This is a genomic window from Streptomyces sp. NPDC054975 (genome assembly GCF_053609105.1).
Map to the genome: position 1 here is coordinate 212,043 of NZ_JBSGWV010000001.1, position 19,998 is coordinate 232,040.

General features: G+C 71.3%; 21 protein-coding genes. 11 read left to right on the forward strand and 10 right to left on the reverse strand.

Going from position 1 to position 19,998, the window contains the following annotated elements; genetic code table 11:
- Positions 1-39: 39 nt before the first annotated feature.
- Genes ACWF79_RS01020 through ACWF79_RS01030 form a run of 3 tightly spaced genes read left to right on the forward strand, consistent with a single transcriptional unit; the run spans position 40 to position 2,070 of the window.
- Positions 40-540 (forward strand): hypothetical protein, encoded by a 501-nt coding sequence (locus ACWF79_RS01020; protein WP_453725914.1) that lies wholly within the window; start codon positions 40-42, stop codon positions 538-540.
- Positions 541-571: 31 nt separating this feature from the next.
- A complete protein-coding gene (locus ACWF79_RS01025) occupies positions 572-1,564 on the forward strand; it encodes a hypothetical protein (RefSeq protein ID WP_453725915.1) in 993 nt (330 codons plus the stop codon).
- 44 nt (positions 1,565-1,608) lie between these two features.
- The gene (locus ACWF79_RS01030; protein WP_453725916.1) at positions 1,609-2,070 is read left to right on the forward strand and encodes a hypothetical protein; all 462 of its coding nucleotides are present in this window, start codon (positions 1,609-1,611) and stop codon (positions 2,068-2,070) included.
- 901 nt (positions 2,071-2,971) lie between these two features.
- On the opposite strand, the gene ACWF79_RS01035 is transcribed toward ACWF79_RS01030, so the two are convergent.
- Positions 2,972-3,937, reverse strand: a complete 966-nt coding sequence (locus ACWF79_RS01035; RefSeq protein ID WP_453725917.1) for a pirin family protein — start codon at positions 3,935-3,937, stop codon at positions 2,972-2,974.
- A gap of 142 nt (positions 3,938-4,079) precedes the next feature.
- Here ACWF79_RS01035 and ACWF79_RS01040 point away from each other — a divergent pair, with 142 nt between their 5' ends.
- The 3 genes from ACWF79_RS01040 (at position 4,080) to ACWF79_RS01050 (ending at position 5,681) form a co-directional block, all read left to right on the forward strand.
- A complete protein-coding gene (locus tag ACWF79_RS01040; protein ID WP_453725918.1) occupies positions 4,080-4,424 on the forward strand; it encodes a tetratricopeptide repeat protein in 345 nt (114 codons plus the stop codon).
- A 79-nt stretch (positions 4,425-4,503) separates the two neighbouring features.
- Positions 4,504-4,950 (forward strand): DUF6153 family protein, encoded by a 447-nt coding sequence (locus tag ACWF79_RS01045; RefSeq protein WP_453725919.1) that lies wholly within the window; start codon positions 4,504-4,506, stop codon positions 4,948-4,950.
- Positions 4,951-5,045: 95 nt separating this feature from the next.
- A complete protein-coding gene (locus ACWF79_RS01050) occupies positions 5,046-5,681 on the forward strand; it encodes a DUF305 domain-containing protein (protein ID WP_453725920.1) in 636 nt (211 codons plus the stop codon).
- A gap of 53 nt (positions 5,682-5,734) precedes the next feature.
- Here the strand turns inward: ACWF79_RS01050 and ACWF79_RS01055 are convergent, their stop codons facing one another.
- Together ACWF79_RS01055 and ACWF79_RS01060 are read right to left on the reverse strand one after the other, a co-directional pair.
- Positions 5,735-7,396, reverse strand: coding sequence for an amidohydrolase (locus tag ACWF79_RS01055; RefSeq protein ID WP_453725921.1), 1,662 nt, complete (start codon positions 7,394-7,396; stop codon positions 5,735-5,737).
- Between the two features lie 70 nt (positions 7,397-7,466).
- On the reverse strand, positions 7,467-8,885 hold the full coding sequence (locus ACWF79_RS01060) for a purine-cytosine permease family protein (RefSeq protein ID WP_453725922.1): 1,419 nt from the start codon (positions 8,883-8,885) through the stop codon (positions 7,467-7,469).
- A gap of 139 nt (positions 8,886-9,024) precedes the next feature.
- Here ACWF79_RS01060 and ACWF79_RS01065 point away from each other — a divergent pair, with 139 nt between their 5' ends.
- The gene (locus ACWF79_RS01065) at positions 9,025-9,639 is read left to right on the forward strand and encodes a TetR/AcrR family transcriptional regulator (protein WP_453725923.1); all 615 of its coding nucleotides are present in this window, start codon (positions 9,025-9,027) and stop codon (positions 9,637-9,639) included.
- Between the two features lie 6 nt (positions 9,640-9,645).
- Here ACWF79_RS01065 and ACWF79_RS01070 read toward each other — a convergent pair whose 3' ends face one another.
- The gene (locus tag ACWF79_RS01070) at positions 9,646-10,551 is read right to left on the reverse strand and encodes a 3'-5' exonuclease (protein WP_453725924.1); all 906 of its coding nucleotides are present in this window, start codon (positions 10,549-10,551) and stop codon (positions 9,646-9,648) included.
- Complete coding sequence (locus ACWF79_RS01075) at positions 10,548-11,996, reverse strand: dihydrolipoyl dehydrogenase family protein (protein WP_453725925.1); 1,449 nt, start codon at positions 11,994-11,996, stop codon at positions 10,548-10,550. The genes ACWF79_RS01070 and ACWF79_RS01075 overlap by 4 nt, the downstream gene beginning before the upstream one ends.
- 207 nt (positions 11,997-12,203) lie before the next feature.
- Between ACWF79_RS01075 and trxA the strand changes: the two genes are divergently transcribed.
- Positions 12,204-12,569: a thioredoxin gene (trxA, locus tag ACWF79_RS01080; RefSeq protein ID WP_453725926.1), complete on the forward strand. Its 366-nt coding sequence runs from the start codon at positions 12,204-12,206 to the stop codon at positions 12,567-12,569.
- A gap of 158 nt (positions 12,570-12,727) precedes the next feature.
- Here the strand turns inward: trxA and ACWF79_RS01085 are convergent, their stop codons facing one another.
- The 3 genes from ACWF79_RS01085 to ACWF79_RS01095 all read right to left on the reverse strand — a co-directional run bounded on the left by ACWF79_RS01085 (position 12,728) and on the right by ACWF79_RS01095 (position 15,510).
- Complete coding sequence (locus ACWF79_RS01085) at positions 12,728-13,915, reverse strand: thiolase family protein (protein WP_453725927.1); 1,188 nt, start codon at positions 13,913-13,915, stop codon at positions 12,728-12,730.
- Between the two features lie 237 nt (positions 13,916-14,152).
- Positions 14,153-14,422 (reverse strand): hypothetical protein, encoded by a 270-nt coding sequence (locus ACWF79_RS01090; protein WP_453725928.1) that lies wholly within the window; start codon positions 14,420-14,422, stop codon positions 14,153-14,155.
- A 65-nt stretch (positions 14,423-14,487) separates the two neighbouring features.
- Complete coding sequence (locus ACWF79_RS01095) at positions 14,488-15,510, reverse strand: LacI family DNA-binding transcriptional regulator (protein WP_453725929.1); 1,023 nt, start codon at positions 15,508-15,510, stop codon at positions 14,488-14,490.
- Positions 15,511-15,665: 155 nt separating this feature from the next.
- Here ACWF79_RS01095 and ACWF79_RS01100 point away from each other — a divergent pair, with 155 nt between their 5' ends.
- The 3 genes from ACWF79_RS01100 to ACWF79_RS01110 all read left to right on the forward strand — a co-directional run bounded on the left by ACWF79_RS01100 (position 15,666) and on the right by ACWF79_RS01110 (position 18,719).
- Positions 15,666-16,919, forward strand: coding sequence for an MFS transporter (locus tag ACWF79_RS01100; protein ID WP_453725930.1), 1,254 nt, complete (start codon positions 15,666-15,668; stop codon positions 16,917-16,919).
- Positions 16,920-17,000: 81 nt separating this feature from the next.
- Positions 17,001-17,219, forward strand: a complete 219-nt coding sequence (locus ACWF79_RS01105) for a hypothetical protein (protein WP_453725931.1) — start codon at positions 17,001-17,003, stop codon at positions 17,217-17,219.
- Positions 17,220-17,300: 81 nt separating this feature from the next.
- The gene (locus tag ACWF79_RS01110; RefSeq protein ID WP_453725932.1) at positions 17,301-18,719 is read left to right on the forward strand and encodes a flotillin family protein; all 1,419 of its coding nucleotides are present in this window, start codon (positions 17,301-17,303) and stop codon (positions 18,717-18,719) included.
- 98 nt (positions 18,720-18,817) lie between these two features.
- On the opposite strand, the gene ACWF79_RS01115 is transcribed toward ACWF79_RS01110, so the two are convergent.
- Positions 18,818-18,982 (reverse strand): hypothetical protein, encoded by a 165-nt coding sequence (locus tag ACWF79_RS01115; protein WP_453725933.1) that lies wholly within the window; start codon positions 18,980-18,982, stop codon positions 18,818-18,820.
- Positions 18,983-19,099: 117 nt separating this feature from the next.
- A complete protein-coding gene (locus ACWF79_RS01120) occupies positions 19,100-19,924 on the reverse strand; it encodes a TIGR02452 family protein (protein WP_453725934.1) in 825 nt (274 codons plus the stop codon).
- Positions 19,925-19,998: the final 74 nt, after the last annotated feature.

Genomic DNA, 19,998 nt, shown 5'->3' on the forward strand with positions numbered 1-19,998 from the left:
GCATCGGAGAAGGTTATGCACAGTGGGAGAAATATGTCGGTGCGCACCAGGTTCAATGCGGCCGTCACCGTGATCGCCGCCTCTGTCGGGCTGCTGGTCTCCGCCACGCCGGCGCACGCGGCCGAGTACAAGGTCACGAGCAACTGCTCCGTTCCGTGGATCAGCTGCTCCCAAGGCGACCTCTGGCTGCTGTACAACTCCAAGGAGTACGCCATCAAGGATGGCAGGTACGTCACCAGTTGGTCCGGGTTCTACGGGAACGTCTACGACTACTACGGAACGAGCCAGTATCAGGGATCCACCCTGACGACATACCGCTATGTCTTCAACGGAAACGGCTACGGCGCGTGGGAGTACATGAAGAACAACGCCGCCTCGGTGCAGAACTGTTCCGGAGTCGACAACTACCGCGTGTACTACAACTCGGGCTACGGCGGCACCTCACAGTATTTCGCCCACCGCGAGCCCTATGGCGACTGCAATCTCACCAACCTGATCTCGGCTCTCAAGAACGAGAACGCCTCGCAGCACTTCGCCTGAGCCACTGCCACCGTAGACAGGGAACATCAGCATGAACTGGAACAAGCGCACGGCCGCTGCCGCGGCTATCGCAGCGGCGACCGCCTTGATCGCCGGATGTGGCGCAGGAGCCGCGACCGACACGGGCGGCGGCGCCAAGCCGGTGGCCGAGAACGCGCCCATGGTGGACAAGGCGAACTGGCCCAAGGCGACTCCGGAGCGGGGCCTGGCCAAGGGCCTGAATCTGCCCCTGGAGGCGTACATGCAGACCTACCAGGACACCGTGACGCTGGACGAGGCGTCGCGGAAGCTCCAGCAGAAGTGCATGGCCGAATACGGCCTCTCCATAAAGCTGCCGTTGGCCGGTACGACCCCGCCCCCGAACGACAACGACGCCAACATGGAGCGCAGATACGGGCTCACCGACCGGCAGTCCGCCGCCCAGTACGGCTACGGCCTGCCCGAGGCGCTGACCCACCAGGTGCGGCAGAAGATGCCCGAGCTGACCGACGTGCAGGTCCAGGTGCTGACCGGGCACTCCAAGCCCACCGGCCCGGCCGCCGCGGCCGGTGGGGCCCCGGTCGCCGCCCCCGCCCCCGAGTCGTACAAGGGGAAGAAGATCCACCAAGGAGGCTGCTCCGGGTGGGCGAAGGGGAAGCTGGAGCAGCCCACGTCCGACGACCTGGCATTCGTCTCCGAACTGAACGGAAACAGCTTCACCGAATCCATGCGGACCACAGCCGTCAAGCAAGCCCTCGCCGACTGGTCGCTGTGCATGAAGACCGAAGGCTACACAGCCGCCACCCCGTTCGAGGCGACGGAGATCGCCCCGCACGCGGAAGGCGGGACGGCATCGAAGGAGGAGATCGCCGTCGCGCTGGCGGAAATCGACTGCAAAGAGAAAACCGATCTGGTCGCGGTCTGGTTCGCCGAGGAGTCGAAGATCCAAAAGGCGCAGATCGCCGAGCACCAGAACAAGCTGAACGCCACCCGCACGCGGAACGGCGACGCTGTGGCCGCGGCCACAGCGGAATTGGCCGGCTGATGCCGAGCACCGGGCGCGTCCTAGGCGCCGTGACGGTAACAGCGGTGATCGTCGGTGCAGCCGTGTTCGGCGGAATGACGCTGGCGACGAGCGCCAACGAGGATCTCGCCCGGGGTTTCTCGCCGCACCCGTCCGCATCCGACCCCACCGCGGAAGCCATCACGGGCACGATCACCACGAAGGAGAAGCAGCGGCTCGGCGCACAGGTCGCGGCCTCAACGGACTCAAGCGTGACGGTCTACGCGCCGGAGCGGGACGGGGACATGGTCACGTTCCCCGTCCTCCTCACGAACCGCTCCGACGCGCCCCGCGCAGTTCAGGCAACCATCCAGGTCCACTCGAGCCCGCACCAGCAGCAAGTGAGCCTCTATCAGGGCATCATCGGCAGCGACACCCCTCTGGCCCCACACACAACCCTGCTGACCGAGATCAGCGTCCAAGGCGCGCACAGCATCCCCCTGGGCGATCTGTCGGTGGAAATCCGCGCGGCAGGCACTCAGGGCTGACCGGTCAATCATCCCACCCAGAAGGAAGGGACGGTGGTCCCGCCAGAACGGTTTGTCCCTTGCCGGGGGGCCCGATCCGCGTGACCGCCACAGGGTGCGCTTCCCGCTGACGACGCTACTCGCGGTGGGGTGTGCCCGAGCCAAGCGCGGGCCACAACTCCCAGGCCGGCTATGTCCCGGCTGCGCCGCTGCGACCAGCGAGCGTTGGCCCGGCTCACCTGTCCGTTCGGTCCGTTCGCCAGCCGCATCCGGGCTCCAGGCGAGCGGACCCTACGTGAGGTGTTCACACGGGTGAACTCTGCCGCGCCTCCCCGCGCCTGCGGGCACGCACGACCGGGACGGTGCCCCCCACTCCATCCTGTTGCTCGACGGCGTTCAGGAGCTGGGCGTCTTCACCGACGGATCGATGATCGTGAACTCCGCCGCCCGCACCGACCTGACGGGTGCCCACCGCACCGAGGAGCCGGCCCGTGCCCAGTACCGCTCGCTGCGACGACTCGCGACGCTGCCGGACGAGGCCGACGTGTGGCCGACGCACGGCGCGGGATCGTTCTGCTCCGCCTTTGTTGAATGCCCACAACGTCGCGCACCGACCTCCGCGACAGACCGACACTGGACGGCAACGTCGGAGGAGAGCTCGCCTGGAAGCGTCCGCGGCAGCCGACAGGTCCAGGACAAGCGGGCTTGGGCTTCTCCCGCAGCCATCTAACTACTCGTCAGCAAAGTCAGCATAGAGTCAGCATTCGTCCGACCAGACCTGACCACAGCCTGCGACACATGAGACTCCACCTCAAGATCAGGAAGCTCGCCCAGAGGTCGAGCCGCCTGCCGCCAGACCTCCGCAAGCGGAATGACGGGGCAGCCACCGCCTTTGGCCCATCCTCGATGGTATAAGCGCAGTTCAACGCACCCTTCCCCTAGGCTTCAGGGGAGTTGGAGGGAGTTCCGGGGCCGGAAGCGGAGCGCCGTCGTAGCCCTTCACCTCGCCGAACCTGGTGCCGGTCATCCACGCCTCGCGGGCTTCCTCGATGTCCTGCTGGGACCGTCCGATCCAGTTCCAGAACATGACGATCTCCTCCTCGAACGGCTCGCCGCCCAGGAGCATCAGGCCGGCGTCGGAGACCGCGCGGAGGGGGAGTTCCGTGCGGCCGCAGCCGAGGTAGAGCATCGAGCCCGGGAGGACCGGGACGCCGTCGGCGTGGGCCTCGCCCGACATCGACAGGACCGCGTACTCGAAGTCCGGCTCCAGGGGGAGGCTCGTCTCCGTGCCCGCCGTCAGGGCGAGATCCGCGCCGATCAGGGGGCTGTACGTCGTGCCGGGCGAGGCGGCGCCGTCGAGTTCGCCGAGAATGACCGTGGCGGTGAGGCCGGCGGCCGTGACCTGCGGGAGGTTCGCGTGGTGCTGGAAGTGCGGCTCGACGTGGCGGTGCGCGTCCGGGAGCGCCACCCAGAGCTGGGCGCCGTGGAGGTAGCGCGCGTGGGACTTCGGGCTCTCCTCGGAGTGGGAGATCGCCCGGCCCGAGGTCATCAGGCCCAGCTCACGGGGGCGGATCGTCTCCAGGCTGCCCGTGCTGTCGCGGTGCAGGACCTCGCCCTCGTGGAGCCAGCTCACCGTCTGGAGCCCCATGTGCGGGTGCGGCGGGACCTGCATGCCGGGCTCGTCCGCGATGTCGTCGGGGCCGTAGTGGTCGACGAAGGCCCACGCTCCCACCATGCGGCGGCCGAGGTTCGGGAGCAGCCGACGGACCTCGGTCGACTCGCCGAGCTGGACGTGGCGGGGGCTGAGAAGTTCCCGGACCGGCTCGGCGACGACGAATCCGCGGCCGCCGCAGACGGTGAGGGCGGCCTGACGATCAAGATTGCTCATGCCGTTCAACCTATTCCTGTCGAGGGACGACGTGGGGGTGTCTCCACACGGAAATAGTAGTGGAATGTTCAACTAACCTGAGGCGTTGACGCGAGTGCCGCCCCTTCGGGTGGCAGGGTAGGGACGCCACGAGGGAGAGCAAGTGAACGACACGTACTACGAGTTCGGCACGGCCGGCGAGCGCTGGGACCGCGCCCAGCTGTTCTTCGAGGCCAAGGAGTACCTCACCGCCGCCCGCATCCTTCGCGGCCTCGTCGCCAAGCACCCCGAGCAGACCGCCCAGCGCCTGCTGCTCGCCCGGGCCTACTACCACTCCGCCCAGCTCTCCCGCGCCGAGACCGAGCTCCGCACCGTCCTCGACCGGGACCCGGTGGAGCACTACGCCCGCCTGATGCTCGGCCGCACCCTGGAGCGCCAGGGGCGCCACGCCGAAGCGGCGCCGCATCTGCGGCTCGCCGCCGCGATGAGCGGCGACCTGCCGGAGTAACCCCGGCGCGCCGACCGATCGTCCTGGGGCCGTATCGCCCTGGGGCCGTTCGGTAGGCTTCTCGCAGGAGGTCCAAGGCGTGCGTACGGGACGGGTGGGTCGGAGCGACATCACAGTGGCAGGCGCCCTCGCGCACCTGCTGCTCGTCGTCGTGCTCGCCCTCGGTGTCTTCGTGATGCACGCCGTCGGGCACCCGAAGGGCGCCTCGGAGAGCGCCACCGGGACCGGCGCGAACGGCATGACGCGCGTCTCCGCCCCCGCGCACCACGCCGGGGTCACCTCCGGCCCGTCCGAATCCGGAGCCTCCTCGGCCCCCGCCGACGACTCCCGTGCGCAGGGCGACATGGCCACGCTCTGCGTGGCCGTCCTCGGTGTCTGGGCCCTCGCCCGGGTCGTCCTCGCCGCTCTCGGGCGGCACCCCGACTGGCTGGTCCGGCTGCTCGGCCGACTCGCACCGGCGCTGGGTCCGAACGCCCCGCCGCCCAGACCTCCCGACCTCGCTCAGCTGTCCGTCCTGCGGATCTAGGCCGATATCGCCACCGCGGGGGCCTCGCGCTGCCCGCGGAAGCCTCTTCAGCCTTTCCGACAGCACACGTACACAGCACACGAGGTGTCACAGACATGCGTGCATTCCACCACCCCACCACCCGTAAGCTCGCGCCCCGCCGCGCGGGGGCCTGCGCCGCAGCCGTCGTCGTCGCGGGGCTTCTGCTCTCCGGCTGCGGTACCGGTACGGCGCCCACCGGCGCCAGGCCTTCGGCATCCGCCACCGGCGCGTTCAACGACGCCGACGTCACGTTCGCCCAGGCCATGATCCCGCACCACCAGCAGGCCCTGGAGATGGCGCGGCTCGCCGAGGGGCGTGCCGAGGACGCCGGCGTCAAGAAGATCGTCGCCGACGTCGAGAAGGCCCAGGACCCCGAGATCCGGACCATGAAGACCTGGCTCAAGGCCTGGGGCAAGCCCGAGACCGCCGCTCAGGGCGGCGGGCACGGCGGCGGCCACGGCGGCGATGGTCACGCCATGGCCGGGATGATGTCCGAGCAGGACATGAAGGATCTGGCGGCCCTGCGGGGCAAGGCCTTCGACCGCAAGTTCGCCGAGCTGATGATCGCCCACCACGAGGGCGCCGTCGAGATGGCCGAGGCCGAACAGAAGAACGGTCGCGACGCCACGGCGCGGAAGCTCGCCGATGACGTCGTACGCACCCAGTCCGCCGAGATCGCCGAGCTGAAGAAGATCCTCGGCAGGCTCTGACCGGTGCCGTACCGGCGGCCCTCGCTTTCCGGGGGGGCCGCCGGTACGCGGGCTCAGTCGCGCGGTCGGGCGTGGACGATCTCGCCGCCCACCACGACGGTCTCGGCCACCGTGCCGGGGATCTTCTCCGGGTCGATCCGGAGGATGTCGCGGGAGAGGACGACGAAGTCGGCGAGCTTGCCGACGGTCAGCGAACCCCGCTCCTTCTCGAGGAAGTTGGCGTACGCCGACCCCATCGTGTAGCCCTCGACGGCGGTCGCGACGTCGATCGTCTCCTCCGGCGTCCAGGGCTCGCCCCCGCCGTTCAGGGCGCGGCGGGTGACGGCGGTGTAGATGCCGACCATGGGGTCCATCTCGGCGACGTTCCAGTCGCTGGAGAGGGCGAGGACAGCGCCGGCGGCGTGCAGGCTGCGCAGCGGCCAGGCCTTGTGCCAGCGGTCGGGGCCGATGTTCTCGGCCCAGTCCTGGCCAGGCCCCGCGATGTCGGGGGCCGCGTGGCGGGGCTGCATGCAGGCGACGACACCGAGTTCGGCGAAGCGCGGGGTGTCGGCCGGGTCGAGGCACTCGACATGGACGACCTGGTGGCGGGCGTCACGCGGGCCGTTGGTGGTGCGGGCGGCGGCGACGGCGTCGAGGACCGTACGGATGCCCCGGTCGCCGGTGGCGTGGACGAAGCACTGGAAGCCGCGCGCGTCGAGGCCGGTGAGCAGGTCGGCGAACTCCTCCGGCGGGTAGAAGGTGTCGCCGCGGTGGTGGCCGCACCCCGCGTACGGCTCCAGGAGCGCGGCCGTACGGGGTTCGACGACGTCGTCGATGTACAGCTTGAGCGGTCCGACCCGCAGCCGGTCGTCGGCGAACTCCTTGGCCGCCAGCGCGAATTCGTCCAGTTCCGCGTCGGTGGTGCCGCGCGGGTGGAAGAGCGCCGCGACGATCCGGGAGCGGAGTCGGCCCTCGGCGCGGGCGCGGGTGAACAGGGCAAGGTCGTCCAGGGAGTTCTGCGGTTCGACGACCGTCGTGATGCCGTACGCGATGGCGTCGTCGAGGCTCTTGGCGAGCCTGCCGTACTGGCGGTCCGGCGAGGCCCACGGTACGCCGAGCTCACGCAGGGCGCGGTGACCGGCGCGGGAGAGGCCCTTGACGGCGAAGTCCTTGACGAATCCGGTGGGTTCACCCGTCTCGGGGTCGGTCACGGCGGTACCGAACGGCAGGTCGGTCCGGTCCCGGGTGACGTCGAGCACGCGCAGGGCCGCGGTGTTGAGCCAGGCGGTGTGCACGTCGTAACTGAGCACCAGGGCAGGGGTGTTGCCGGTGACGGGGTCGAGGTCGGCGGCGGTGGGCATGCGGCCGCCGGGGATCGCGGAGTAGTCGAAGGCCTCGGCCTCGATCCAGCGGGCGTAGGGGTGGGCCGCCCGCCAGGTGGAGATCCGCTCGTGGATGGCATCGAGGGTACGGGCCCCGGCCAGTTGGACGCAGGCGTCGTCGGAGCCGAGGCGTACGTGGTTGTGGGCGTCGATGAAGCCGGGCAGGACCAGTCGGCCGCCCGCGTCGACGACCGTGGTGTCGGGCCCGGTCCAGCGCGCGACGTCGGCGTCCGCGCCGAGCCAGACGATGCGGCCGTCGCGTACGGCGAGCGCCTCCGCCTCGGGCAGCTCTGCGTCGACGGTGTGGATACGGGCCCCGGTGAGGACGAGGTCGGCGGGGGTGGTGCTGGTCATGGTCGGTCGAACTCCGTCTTCTGACAGGTGTGTTGGTGCGGCCTTTGGGACACGGGCGGCGTCGTGGGCATCAGGCGTCACGGCTGTACGGGGTGGCGGTGCGGCGCGCGAGGGCGGCGTACACGAGCGCGGAGACGAGCGCGCCGAGCAGGCTGAGGTCGGCCCCGCCCAGCGGGGCGACGAGGGGGCCGGTCCAGAGCGCGGAGTCGCAGGTCAGGGCGGCGAAGGCCATGCCCGCGAGCAGGGCGGTGAGGCCGGCGGGGTGCCAGCCGGAGCGGTACCAGTAGGCGCCGTGCTCTCCGGCGTGCAGGGCGGCGGAGTCGTAGGCGCAGCGGCGCAGCACCATGTCGGCGAGGAAGACTCCGCCCCAGGGGGCGAAGACGATGATCAGGAGGGAGAGGAAGGCGAGCAGCGAGGTGGTGAAGTCGGTGAGGAAGAGGGCGCCGAGCGAGCCGAGGGCGGTGACGGCGGCGCTGACCACGATGGCGCGGGCGCGGCTCCAGGGGATGCCGAGGACCTGGAGGTTCAGGCTGGAGGAGTAGAGCGTGATGATCGAGTTGGTGACCGATCCACCGAGGACCAGGGCGAGGAAGAGCGGCTGGAACCAGCCGGGGAGCAGCCCTTCGGCGCCCGCGACGGCGTCGGTCATGTCGGTCTGTGTCGCGGCGGCGACCCCGGCGACCCCGAGGGCGACGGAGGAGAGGAAGCCACCGAGCGCGCCGCTCCAGGTGAGGGCCTTGAGCGAGGTGGTGCGCGGCAGGTAGCGGGTGTAGTCGGCGGGCATCGGGACGTACGAGAAGGGGCCCGCGAACATGACGACGAAGGCCAGGCTCCAGGCGGAAACGCCGGGGCCCTCGGCGGGGGCGGCACCGGTGTCGGCGCCGGGCAGGACGAAGACGAGCAGGGCGGCGAAGCCGAGGGCGAGGGCGTAGGCCATCCAGCGTTCGGCGAACTGGACGGTGGCGTGACCCCAGAGCGCGACGGCGAAGGTCATCGTGAGGGTGACGAGCAGGGCGAGGGCGCGCGCCGTGTGGCCGCCGGACCAGCCGAGGTCGGCGAAGAGGGCTTCGAGGGCGAGGGTGCCGACGACCGTGTTGACGATGGTGTAGCCGATGCTGACGACCCAGTTGAGCAGTCCGGCGGGCCAGTTGCCGCGCACGCCGAAGGCGGCGCGGGAGATGACGAGGGTGGCGGTGCCGGTGCGGACGCCGCTGAGTCCGGCCGCGCTGATCGCGAAGAAGGAGAGTCCGCCGATCACGACGACGGCGGTGGCCTGCCAGAAGGACAGGCCGAAGGCGACGGCGAGGGCGCCGTTGATCACGTAGGTGAAGGTGAGGTTGGAGCCGAACCAGAGCCAGAAGAGGTCCTTGGCGCCGCCGTGGCGTTCGGCGTCGGGGATGGGGTCGATGCCGTGGCCCTCCACCTGGAAGACCTCGTCCTGACAGACCCCGTCTCGGCCGGCGTCCGGCGCTCTTTCCTGGTGCAGCATGCCCACTCCAGACCTTGAATGACATTCTAGAACTTAGAACAGGGTTCAAGATGTGCGAGAGGTGGCGGCCGCGTCAAGACCTCGGGGACCTGCGGTTAAAGTCGTGACCTGTCAGGTCACGGGGATGGAGGCGGAGCGGGTGGCAGGGGCAGCACGGCGGCGCGACGGGCACATCACCCAGGAACGAATGCTCGAGGAGGCCATGGCGGCCATCGCCGAGAACGGCCTCGCGGCGCTCACCATGTCCGCGCTGGCCGAACGCCTGGGCACGAGCGGCGGCCACATCCTCTACTACTTCGGCAGCAAGGACCTGCTGCTGCTCGCCGCGCTGCGCTGGAGCGAGGCCACCCTCGCGGAGGAGCGGCGCGCGCTGCTGGCCCGGCGTCTGACGGCGGAGCGCAAGCTCGATCTCTTCCTGCGGCTCTATCTGCCGCACGGTCCGCGCGATCCGCGGTGGACGCTCTGGATCGAGCTCTGGGCGCGCATCCCGGCGAACGAGGCGCTGCGCGAGGCCCAGCGGGAGCTGGACCGGGGCTGGCAGGAGGACCTTGAGGCGCTGCTCACCAAGGGCGTGAGCCAGTCCCGCTTCGCCCCGATGGACACGGCCGAGGTGACCGCGCGCGCCTCCGAACTCCTCGCGCTCCTCGACGGCCTCAGTACCCGTGTGGTCCTCGGCCAGGAGTCCGGCCCGGATGCTCGGCCGGCGCTCGAGGCGGCACGGTCGGCGGCGGGGCTCCTGATTCCGCGCGGCTGACGGGTCTCAGCGAGCGCGGCGCGGTGACGCCGGCGCCGCTCGCTCCGGCGGGGGCTGCCAGGGCTCCGGGGTGACGGCGGTGAAGGGCCAGGCCGGGGCGTCGGGGTGACGGCTGGTCTGGTCGGCGTACCAACGGATCTGCTCGACGTGGAGCGCGGGGCGGGACAGCTTGGCGAGCGCGGGGTACGAGTCCGCGATCACCTGAGCGAGGGCGAGCGCGGCCTCGGCGTCCGACGCCGCGTCTCCGGGGTGGGCGTGCGGGACGCCGTACCACTCGGCGACGGCGCGCAGGGAGCGGCGGCCGGGGCGGTAGCGGTCGGCGTGGCGGTCCAGGACCAGGGGGTCGCAGACGGGGGCGACACCCTGCGGGAGCCGCTCGGTCAGCGGGGCCAGGCCGTGGCGCAGGAGCTCGGCGTGGACGGTGGTCAGGACGTACGGGGAGAACCAGACGACGAGCACCTCGTGCGCGGCGAGGTGATCGGTGAGAACGGTCGCGAGTTCGTCGAGGGCCTCGGGTGCGGGGATGCCTTCGGCGCGGGCCCGTTCGACGGCGGCGGCGAGATCCGGCCCCTCGCCGGACACCGGAGATGGGAGATTGGATCCAGGATCCATGATCCAATCTCCGATATACCCGTCGCTGCCCCGCACCGACGCGGAAAGGATCCGATCCACGGCCGTCCGGTAGCCGGTGGTCACGATGTCCACCGCCAGGAGGCGGCGGTGGTGCCAGCCCGGCAGGTTCTGCCGGGCCGGCGGCGCGTCTTCGGGCACGTGCCCCGGATGGAAGACCCGCCAGCCCTCCGCCTGACCGTGGCCGTGCCGCAGGACCCCCGTCCCCGCCGCCACGACGGCCCCGCAGACCGCGCAGGGACCGTCGTAGTCGTTGGTGAGGTCGGGGGCCCCGGAGGTCATGACGTCCCCGAACCGTCCCGGTACGCCTCAAGGAGCCGCAGCCAGGCCTCACTCAGCGTCGGATAGGAGGGGACGGCGTGCCAGAGCCGGGCGATCGGGACCTCACCGACGACGGCGACGGTCGCCGAGTGGAGGAGTTCCCCGATGCCCGGTCCGACGAAGGTGACGCCGAGGACGATCTCGCGCTCCAGATCGACGACCATCCGGGCGCGGCCCCGGTACCCGTCGGCGTACAGCCCCGCGCCCGCCACCGAGGTGAGGTCGAGGTCGACGGCGCGGACCCGGTGCCCGGCGCTCTCGGCCTCGGCGAGCGAGAGTCCGACGGACGCGGCCTCGGGGTCGGTGAAGACGACCTGCGGCACGGCGGCGTGGTCGGCGGTGGCCGTGTGCGCGCTCCAGCGGTCGGGCTCCTGGACGGAGGTGCCGGAAGCGCGGGCGGCGATGGCCGCTCCGGCGATCCGGGCCTGGTACTTGCCCTGATGGGTCATCAACGCCCGGCGGTTGACGTCTCCCACGGCGTAGAGCCAGTCGCTGCCCTCGACCCGGAGGGTGTCGTCCACCGACAGCCATGAGCCGGGCTCCAGGCCGACGGTCTCCAGGCCGATGTCCTCCGTACGCGGGCTGCGCCCGGTCGCGAAGAGGACCTCGTCGCCCTCGACCTGGTCGCCGCCCTCCAGCACCACGGTGACCGGTCCGGTGCCCCCGTCGCGTACGACGGCGGCGACGGACACGCCCGTACGGACGTCGGCGCCGCCCTCGGTGAGCGCGTCGGCGACGTGGTCGCCGACGAAGGGCTCCATGCGGGGCAGCAGCCCCTTGCCGCGGACCAGGACCGTCACGCGGGAGCCGAGCGCCTGCCAGGCGGTCGCCATCTCCGCCGCGACCACTCCCCCACCGACCACGATCAGCCGGCCCGGAACGTGCTGGGAGCTGGTCGCCTCGCGGCTGGTCCAGGGCCGGGCCCCGGTCAGTCCCGGCAGGTCGGGCAGCGCGGCGCGGCTGCCGGTGCAGACGGCGACGGCATGGCGTGCGGAGAGGAGATGGCGGTCGCCCTCGGGCCCCTCGACGGTGACCTTCCGCTCGCCGTTCAGCCGGCCATGGCCCCGGTAGAGGCGGGCGCCGATGGAGTCGAGCCAGCCGACGGCGCCGTCGTCCTTCCAGTCGGAGACGTAGTAGTTACGGTGGGCGAGTACCGCCGCCGCGTCCAGCGGCTCCTGGACCAGTTGTCGCAGACCGGGGACCTTGCGTGCGTCGGAGCGGGCGATGGCCGGACGGAGCAGGGCCTTGCTCGGCATGCAGGCCCAGTACGAGCACTCGCCGCCCACCAGTTCGCTCTCGACCACCGCGACGCTCAGGCCCGCGGCCCTCGCGCGGTCCACCACGTTCTCGCCCACCGGTCCCGCGCCCAGGACCACCACGTCGTACTCGTGCACCTCGTGTGTCATGGGCCCCAGTCTGGTGGCAGGTGTGCGCGGTGGCCACAGGGGAAGGCGCGGCGTGCACACGCGGAACACGCACGGTGCACCCAGGGGACAGCCGACGCACGTGCGTGGGGCGGCGCGGAATAGCGCGGCTCGATACGCGGTTGTGCGGGGCGAGTCCCCAGGGGACCGTGAGTGGCACCCGCCAGGAGACCCGGAGAGGCAGAAAACATGAGCACTGTCGAGCTCACCAAGGACAACTTCGACCAGATCGTGAGTGAGAACGACTTCCTTCTGATCGACTTCTGGGCTTCCTGGTGCGGCCCGTGCCGCCAGTTCGCGCCGGTCTTCGAGGCCGCTTCCGAGCGGCACGAGGACCTCGTCTTCGCCAAGGTGGACACCGAGGCGCAGCAGGAGCTGGCCGCCGCGTTCGAGATCCGCTCGATCCCGACGCTGATGATCGTCCGCGACAACGTGGCCGTGTTCGCCCAGCCAGGGGCGCTGCCGGAGGCGGCCCTGGAGGACGTGATCGGCCAGGCGCGCAAGCTGGACATGGACGAGGTGCGCAAGTCCATCGAGGACGCCAAGCAGCAGTAGCGGGCGGACCGGTCACACAGGGCGGGGGCGGTACGGACATCCCGTACCGCCCCCGCTCGCGTACTGCCCCCGCTCCGTACGCCCGCTCGCGTACCGCCCCCGCTCGCGTACCGCCCCCGCTTCGTACGCCCGCTCGCGTACCGCCCCCGCTCCGTCGGTCAGCGCTCCAGGACGAGTGCCAGGCCCTGGCCGACGCCGATGCACAGGGCCGCGAGGCCCGTTCCCGAACCGGCCGCGGCCAACTGGTGGGCCACCGCGCCCGCGAGCCGTGCGCCGGAGGCGCCCAGCGGGTGCCCGATGGCGATGGCGCCGCCGCGCGGGTTGACGATCTCGGGGTCCAGTTCCGGCCACTCCGCGAGGCAGCCCAGGGACTGGGCGGCGAACGCCTCGTTCAGCTCGAAGGTCGTCAGGTCGGCGAAGGAGCGGCCGGCCTTGCCCAACGCGCGCTGGACCGCCTCCACCGGCCCGAGCCCGAAGAGTTGCGGCTCGATACCGGTGACGGCGGAGGCGCGGATCCGCGCGAGCGGCTCCCGGCCGGTCTCCCGCAGGCCCTCCTCGTCGACGAGGAGCAGAGCCGCGGCGCCGTCGTTGAGCGGCGAGGCGTTCCCGGCCGTGACGGTGCCTCCCTCGCTCCGGAAGGAGGGCTTGAGCTTGGCGAGGGCCTCCATGGAGGTGGTGTCGCGGATGCACTCGTCGCGGGTCAGCTCCACCCCCGCGTACGGCACGACCTCGCCGTCGTACAGCCCCTTGGCCCACGCCTCGGCCGCCTTGCGGTGGCTGGCGAGGGCGAAGGCGTCCTGCTGCTCCCGGGTGAGGGCGTGCTTGTCGGCGACGAGTTCCGCGCCCTCGCCGAGGGCGACGGTCCACTCGGCGGGCATCTTCGGGTTGGTCATGCGCCAGCCCAGGGTCGTGGAGTGCAGCTGCTGGTGGGCGGCCGGGAAGGCGCGTTCGGGCTTCTGCAGCACCCAGGGCGCGCGGGACATCGACTCGACGCCGCCCGCGATCGCCACGGATGCGTCGCCGAGCGCGACGGCGCGCGCGGCCTGGATCACCGCCTCCAGGCCGGAGCCGCAGAGGCGGTTGACGGTCACGCCGGGGACGGAGGTGGGCAGCCCCGCGAGCAGGACGGCCATGCGGGCCACGTCGCGGTTGTCCTCGCCGGCGCCGTTGGCGTCGCCGAAGTAGACGTCGTCGATCCGGGCGGGGTCGAGCGCGGGCGCGCGGTCCACGAGCGCCTTGACCACGTGGGCGGCGAGGTCGTCGGGGCGTACGGCGGAGAGCGCGCCCCCGAACCTGCCGATCGGCGTGCGGACGGCGTCGACGATGTAGACGTCGCGGATGCTCATCGGTTCTCTCCCACGTGACCTTCGGACGGTCGGCGGTAGCCGCCCGTCCTCGCGTTCGTTCGCCTGGTGATTTTTGTTTCGTCGGCGTGCGCGCCGAGTCTCCGTCCGGCCGGGGTTCCTGTCAACGGTGCCGGAACGGCGATACCTGGTGGGCGAACGGACCCGGTCGAGGACAGCGATCCGAGCCGGTCAGGGCGGGGGAAGGGACCCGGTCGCGGACGCTCCGTCCGCTCCGCGTCAGGCACCCGGCGCGGACCGGACCAGCGCGGTCAGGCCGTAGTCGAGTTCGCGGCCGTCGACCAGGAGCGCCTCCACCGTGCGGGTCTCGGGATCGATGTCGGCGACGATGCCGTGCCCCTCGAAGCGCGGGTAGCCCGACGCGCCCGTCCGGCCCGTGGCCTCCACGACCGCCGACCGGACCGCGCTGTCCTCCACGGACGCGCCGCCCCGGTCCTCCACGTGCTCGGGAACGAGCAGGATCTCGTAACGCCGCGGAAGTGTGCTCATGCTTCGACGCTAAGCCGCTTCGGCCCCCGGCGCCCGTCACGCCCTGCCTCACCGCCGCCGCTCGCTCAGCTGGACTCCCTGGCGATCACCCGCGAGGCCATCAGCTCCTGCGTGCCCGGCGTGGCGTCGGGGTCGCGGACCGCGCTGTCGACCAGCTCGGCGAGGTGCCGGCCGATCACCATGTCGATCTCCACGGTCGTCAGCCGGGGCCGCAGCAGCCGCCCGAGCAACAGGTCGTCCGAGCCCACCACCGCGGTCTGGCCGGGGACGTCGATCCCCGCGTCCTGCAACGCGCGCATCAGGAGCATCGCGTACTCGTCGTTGTACGCGAACACCGCGTCGAGGCCCAGTTCGCGCCAGCGCCCGGCGAGCTCGTTCGCCGCCTGCTCCTCGTACCGCAGCGGCAGCGGTACGACGGTGGCGTCGGTCCCCGCCACCGCCTGGCGGGCGCCTTCGAGGCGGGGCCCGGAGAACATGCCGAGACCCGGCTCCTCGGGGACCACCACGCCGATCCGGCGCCGCCCGCGCTCCACCAGGTGCGTGGCGGCGACGCGCCCCACCCGGCCCTGGTCCATGACCAGGGCGTGCGCGCCCTCGACCCGGTGCGGGCCGACGGTGATGACGGCCCTGGCCCCGGAGCGCTTGAGGATCTCCACACCGCTCGGGGAGAGCGGGACCTCGCCGAGCGAGACCACCGCGACCGGCCGGAGTTCCGCCCAGGCGCGCGCGGCCTCGTCCCCTTCGAGGCCGAGGCTGCCGTACTGCACGACGGTGTAGTCCAGACGGCGCAGGGCCCACTGCAGCTCGTTGAAGAACTGGCTGTACAGGGGGCCGATCGGCACCTGCGCCGTGGGCAGCAGGACCATCCGGCTGTGACCCGCGCGCAGACTGCGCGCGGCGGCGTGCGGGACGTAGCCCAGTTCCTCGGCCGCGTCCCGGACCCGCTGCCGGGTCGGCTCGCTGATCCGTACGGCCGCGGTGTTGTTCAGGACGTACGAGACGGTGGCTCGGGACACGCCCGCGAGCCGCGCCACATCGGCGCTCGTCGGGACGGGACGTTCGGCGGACTGTCTGGGTGACTGGCTCATCGCTCCGGCATCTTTCCAGAACGATCCGGCCCCAGGTCTGGCGGATGGCCGGATTCGGGTGCTACACAGTGCTGACGCGTGTCACTGACACGTGTAACCCTCTCGCACAATCCGCTCCTCGCCCCGCACAGGGCGATCTTCACCAGGAGGGCACCGTGGCCCTTTCCTCCTCCGCCTCCGGAGTCGGCACCACCGGAGCCGAGTCACCGCCGGGCCCCCGGCCCACCCGCGGGCTGCTGCCCCTGCTCCTCGCGGGGAACACGGCGATGTACGCGCTCTACGTCGGCGTCCCTGGCCTGCTGCTCGCGTTGCAGATCGAGGACATCGACCCGGCGAACAAGGTGGCCAACTTCGGTCTGGTCTCCGGCGTCTCGGCGATCTTCGCGACGATCTTCAACCCGGTGGCCGGCGCGCTGTCGGACCGCTCGGGCCGCCGCAACCCGTGGATCCTGGCGGGCGGTCTGCTCGCGATACCGGTGATGTTCCTGCTGGGCAGTGTGAACACGATCCTGCTCGTGCTCATCGCCTGGTGTCTGGGTCAGGCCGTCATGAACATCTACCAGGCCGCGATCACCTCCGTCGTACCCGACCGGGTCCCCCTCGCCGCGCGAGGGAAGGCCTCGGCCGCCGTCGGGCTCGGCCTGCCGATCGGCTCCACGATCGGCGCGCTGGTCGGCGCGGCGTTCTCGGAGGACTACCGCACCGGGTACCTGGTCTTCGGTGTGATCGTGGCGGCCACCGCCGTCCTGTTCACCACCTGCGCCCGCGAGCAGCGGATGCCCGCCAAGGCGCCCCTGCCCGTGAAGCAGCAGCTCGCCGCCTTCGGCAGCGCGCTCAAGGACCACGACTTCCGCTGGGCGTTCATCGGCCGCGCGCTGCTCGTCCTCGGGTACTTCGCGGTCGCCGGCTTCCAGCTCTACATCCTCAAGGACCACATCGCCCTGCCGGCGGGGCTCACCCCCGAGGAGGCGGTGGCGATCCTGATGCCGCTCAACTCCGTCGCCATGGTGGTCTCGACCGTCCTCGGCGGCTGGCTCTCCGACCGCTACGACCGCCGCAAGCTGTTCGTCGGCGCCTCCGCCGCGCTGGCCGCCGTCGCGCTGCTCATCCCGGCCGTCTCGACGAGCTGGACGGCGATGCTGGCCTTCTCCGTCGTCAACGGCCTCGGTTTCGGTTGCTACATGGCGGTGGACACGGCGCTGGTCACGATGGTGCTGCCGAAGGCCGAGGACGCGGCGCGCGACATGGGCGTGCTCAACGTCGCGAACGCGGGGCCGCAGATCGTCGCCCCGTTCGTCGCCTCCCTCATCGTCTCGCTGAGCGGCGGCTACACGGCCCTCTTCCTGGTCGCGGCCGCCCTGTCGGTCCTCGGGGCCCTCGCCGTACGCCCGATCCGCAGCGTGCGCTGAGTCCGGACACACCATTCACCGCGACGACTTCAAGGGGTTCAGGGCCGCACCGGAGGGCTGGATCTGACGTACCGTGTGGTCATGGACGACGTCTCGATGGTGGGCCTGCTCGGCCGGGTCACCGGCACCGTCGGGCCCGGCCTCGTCGGCGAGGTGATCGTCCGGATCCGGGGCGGCGCCGAGCACTTCCTCGCCTACGCCGCCGACGCCACGGAGCGCATCCCTCCCGGAACCGTCGTGATGGTCGTGGAACATCTCCCTCCGCGCACCGTCCATGTCACAGCCGCGTACGGCGGTTGACCGAGGCATTGAGCGCCCGTCCGTCGAGGCGCACACTCCCTTCACCGGATCCGCACGGCTCCGGTGAAGGGGGAGCTGCCCATGGGCATCGGCATCCTGGCGGGCGGCGTGGTCGCCGCCGTCCTCGTCCTCATCGCACTGTTCAAACTCATGTGGCGCGTCGCTGAACCCAACGAGGCGCTGATCATCTCCGGTTCCAACCACAAGATGGAGGGACTCGGCGAGGGCATGGGCTTCCGGATCGTCACCGGGCGCGGCACGCTCGTGCTACCGGGGGTCCAGGCGGTCCGGAAGCTGTCGCTCGATCTCAACGAGACGCAGTTGCAGGTGGAGTGCGTCACCCACCAGGGCATTCCGCTCAAGGTCCGGGGTGTGGTGATCTTCAAGGTGGGCGACGACTTCGTGTCGATCGCCAACGCCGCCCGTCGTTTCCTCGACCAGCAAAAACTCATGTCGGAGCGGGTGCACATCGTCTTCGCCGGTCATCTCCGCGCCATCGTGGGCGGGTTGACGGTGGAGGACATGATCCGGGATCGGGAGAAGCTGACCGGACAGGCGCGTTCGGCCTGTGGCACGGAGATGGAGAAGCTCGGTCTGATCGTCGACTCGCTGCAGATCCACGAGATCGAGGACCCGACGGGGTACATCAAGAACCTGGCCGCGCCGCACGCGGCGGCGGTCCAGCGTGACGCCCGCATCGCGCAGGCCGAGGCCAACCGGCGGGCCACCGAGGCCGAGCAGCAGGCCGCGGCCCGCATGTCGGAGGCCACCCGGGACAGCGAGATCCTGCAGGCCGGTTACCAGGCGGAGCGGGACCAGGCGTCCGCGAAGGCCCGGCAGGCCGGGCCGCTGGCCGAGGCCGGGGCGCGTCAGGAGGTCGTCGTCCAGGAGACGCGGGTGGCGGAGCTGGAGGCGCATCGCAAGGAGCAGCAGCTCCAGGCGGACGTCCGTAAGCCCGCGGACGCGAAGGCGTACGAGACCCGGACCCGGGCCGAGGCCGAACGGGACGCCCGGATCTCGGCGGCGCAGGCCGAGGCGAAGGAGACCGAGCTCGCCAGCGCCGCGAGGGCGACGGCGACCCGGCTGACAGGTGAGGCGGAGGCGGCGGCCCAGCAGGCGCGGGGGCTCGCCGTCGCCGAGGCGACCCGGGCGAAGGGGCTCGCCGAGGCCGAGTCGATCAAGGCGCGGGCGGCGGCCCTGGCCGAGAACCAGGAGGCCGTGGTCGCGCAGCAGCTGGCCGAGAAGTGGCCGGAGATCGTCGAGGCCGGGGCGTCGGCCTTCGGCAACGTGGACCAGATGGTCCTGCTGAACGGCGCGGACGGCATGGCGGAGATGTTCGCCAAGGCCCTGACCATGGGCGGCACGGGTCTGGGTCTCGCCCGTCAGTTGCTCGCGAACATGAACCCGGGCGCCCCGGTGGCGAACACGCCCTCGCTGAACGGCGCGGCTCCGCCCGCTCCTCGGGCGGAGGCGATCCCGGTCGGGGACGACGAGGCGTAGCCGTACCGGAGCGTACGGATACTGGAAGGGGTACGGGTACGCAGTGGCCGGTCCCGGTGCCGTGACGGCGCCGGGACCCGGTCATGGGGAACGGAAGGTCAGTTGTGACCGAACTTCCGTTCCTTCTTGTGGGAGACCTGCTCGATGATCGGCCGGGGTGTGTCCCCCATGGCCGGTGTCTGCTGCTTCGCCGCCGCCTCGGTCCGGTGTTCGTGGCCACCCGTTCGGGCGCCCTTGTTCACCCGGGTCTGTTTCTTGCCCACGGTCGTGCCTCCTGACAGCGGTACTCGGACGCTGGGGCCGATTTCAGCCTCGCACGCCGGTACGGGCCCCGCATGTCAGGAACGGTCGGGGCACTCGGGCACCGAATCAGGCGCGCATCAGGCGCCGAAGACCTTCTGGAACGCGCCGAGCGTCGTCCGGTCGACCGTGCGGTCGAGGATCCCGAAGACGATCTCGTCGAAGTGGCCCGCGAACCGGCCACCGTCGGTGAGGAGCGCCCGGAAGGCCTCGGCGACCTCGGCCGGGTCGTTCTGGAAGACGCCGCAGCCCCAGGCACCGAGCACGAGCCGTCGGTATCCGCCGGCGACGGCGGTCTCCAGGACCCGTTCGGCTCGGGCCGCGAGGGCGGCCGGGATCCGGTCGGCCAGCTCGGGGGTCCGTCGCCGGACGACGCCCGCGTTCGGGGCGGGCGAGGTGAGGAAGCCGACCCTGAACGGCTCGTCCAGGAGGCCGCCGCGGTCGTCACGGAAGACCGGGACTCCGGGTGACAGGATCACCCGGTCCGTGTAGAAGGCGTCCCTCTCGGCCCGGTGGTGCGCGTAGAACTCGGGGACGCGCAGGAGTGTGGTGTAGAGGGCGGAGGCGCGGCAGATCGCCTCTTCCTGGGCCTGGGCGCCGTTCAGATAGCCGCCGCCGGGGTTGCGGGCGGAGGAGAAGTTCAGGACGGCGACCGGGGCTGCCGGATCCGCCCTCGTCAGGCGGCGGGCGGCGACCAGGCTGCTCTCGTCGGTGACCTCGATCGCGGTGGCGCGGTCGGTGTCGGGGCTCGCGGGGACCGGCTCGGGGCCGTACAGCCTGGTACCGGCCAGCGCGGCGCGCAGCTCCTCCTCGATGGAGACGGACCGGCCGCCGGGGGCCCGGTACCGGCCCGCTTCGACGATCTCCTCGGTCTGCTTCGCGATGCCCCGCAGTCGTGCGCTCATGCCCGAAAGCATGATCGTCTCCGTCCCCCCAGGGCAACGGGATATTCACCGTGAGGCCGATGAGGCGCTCTTGC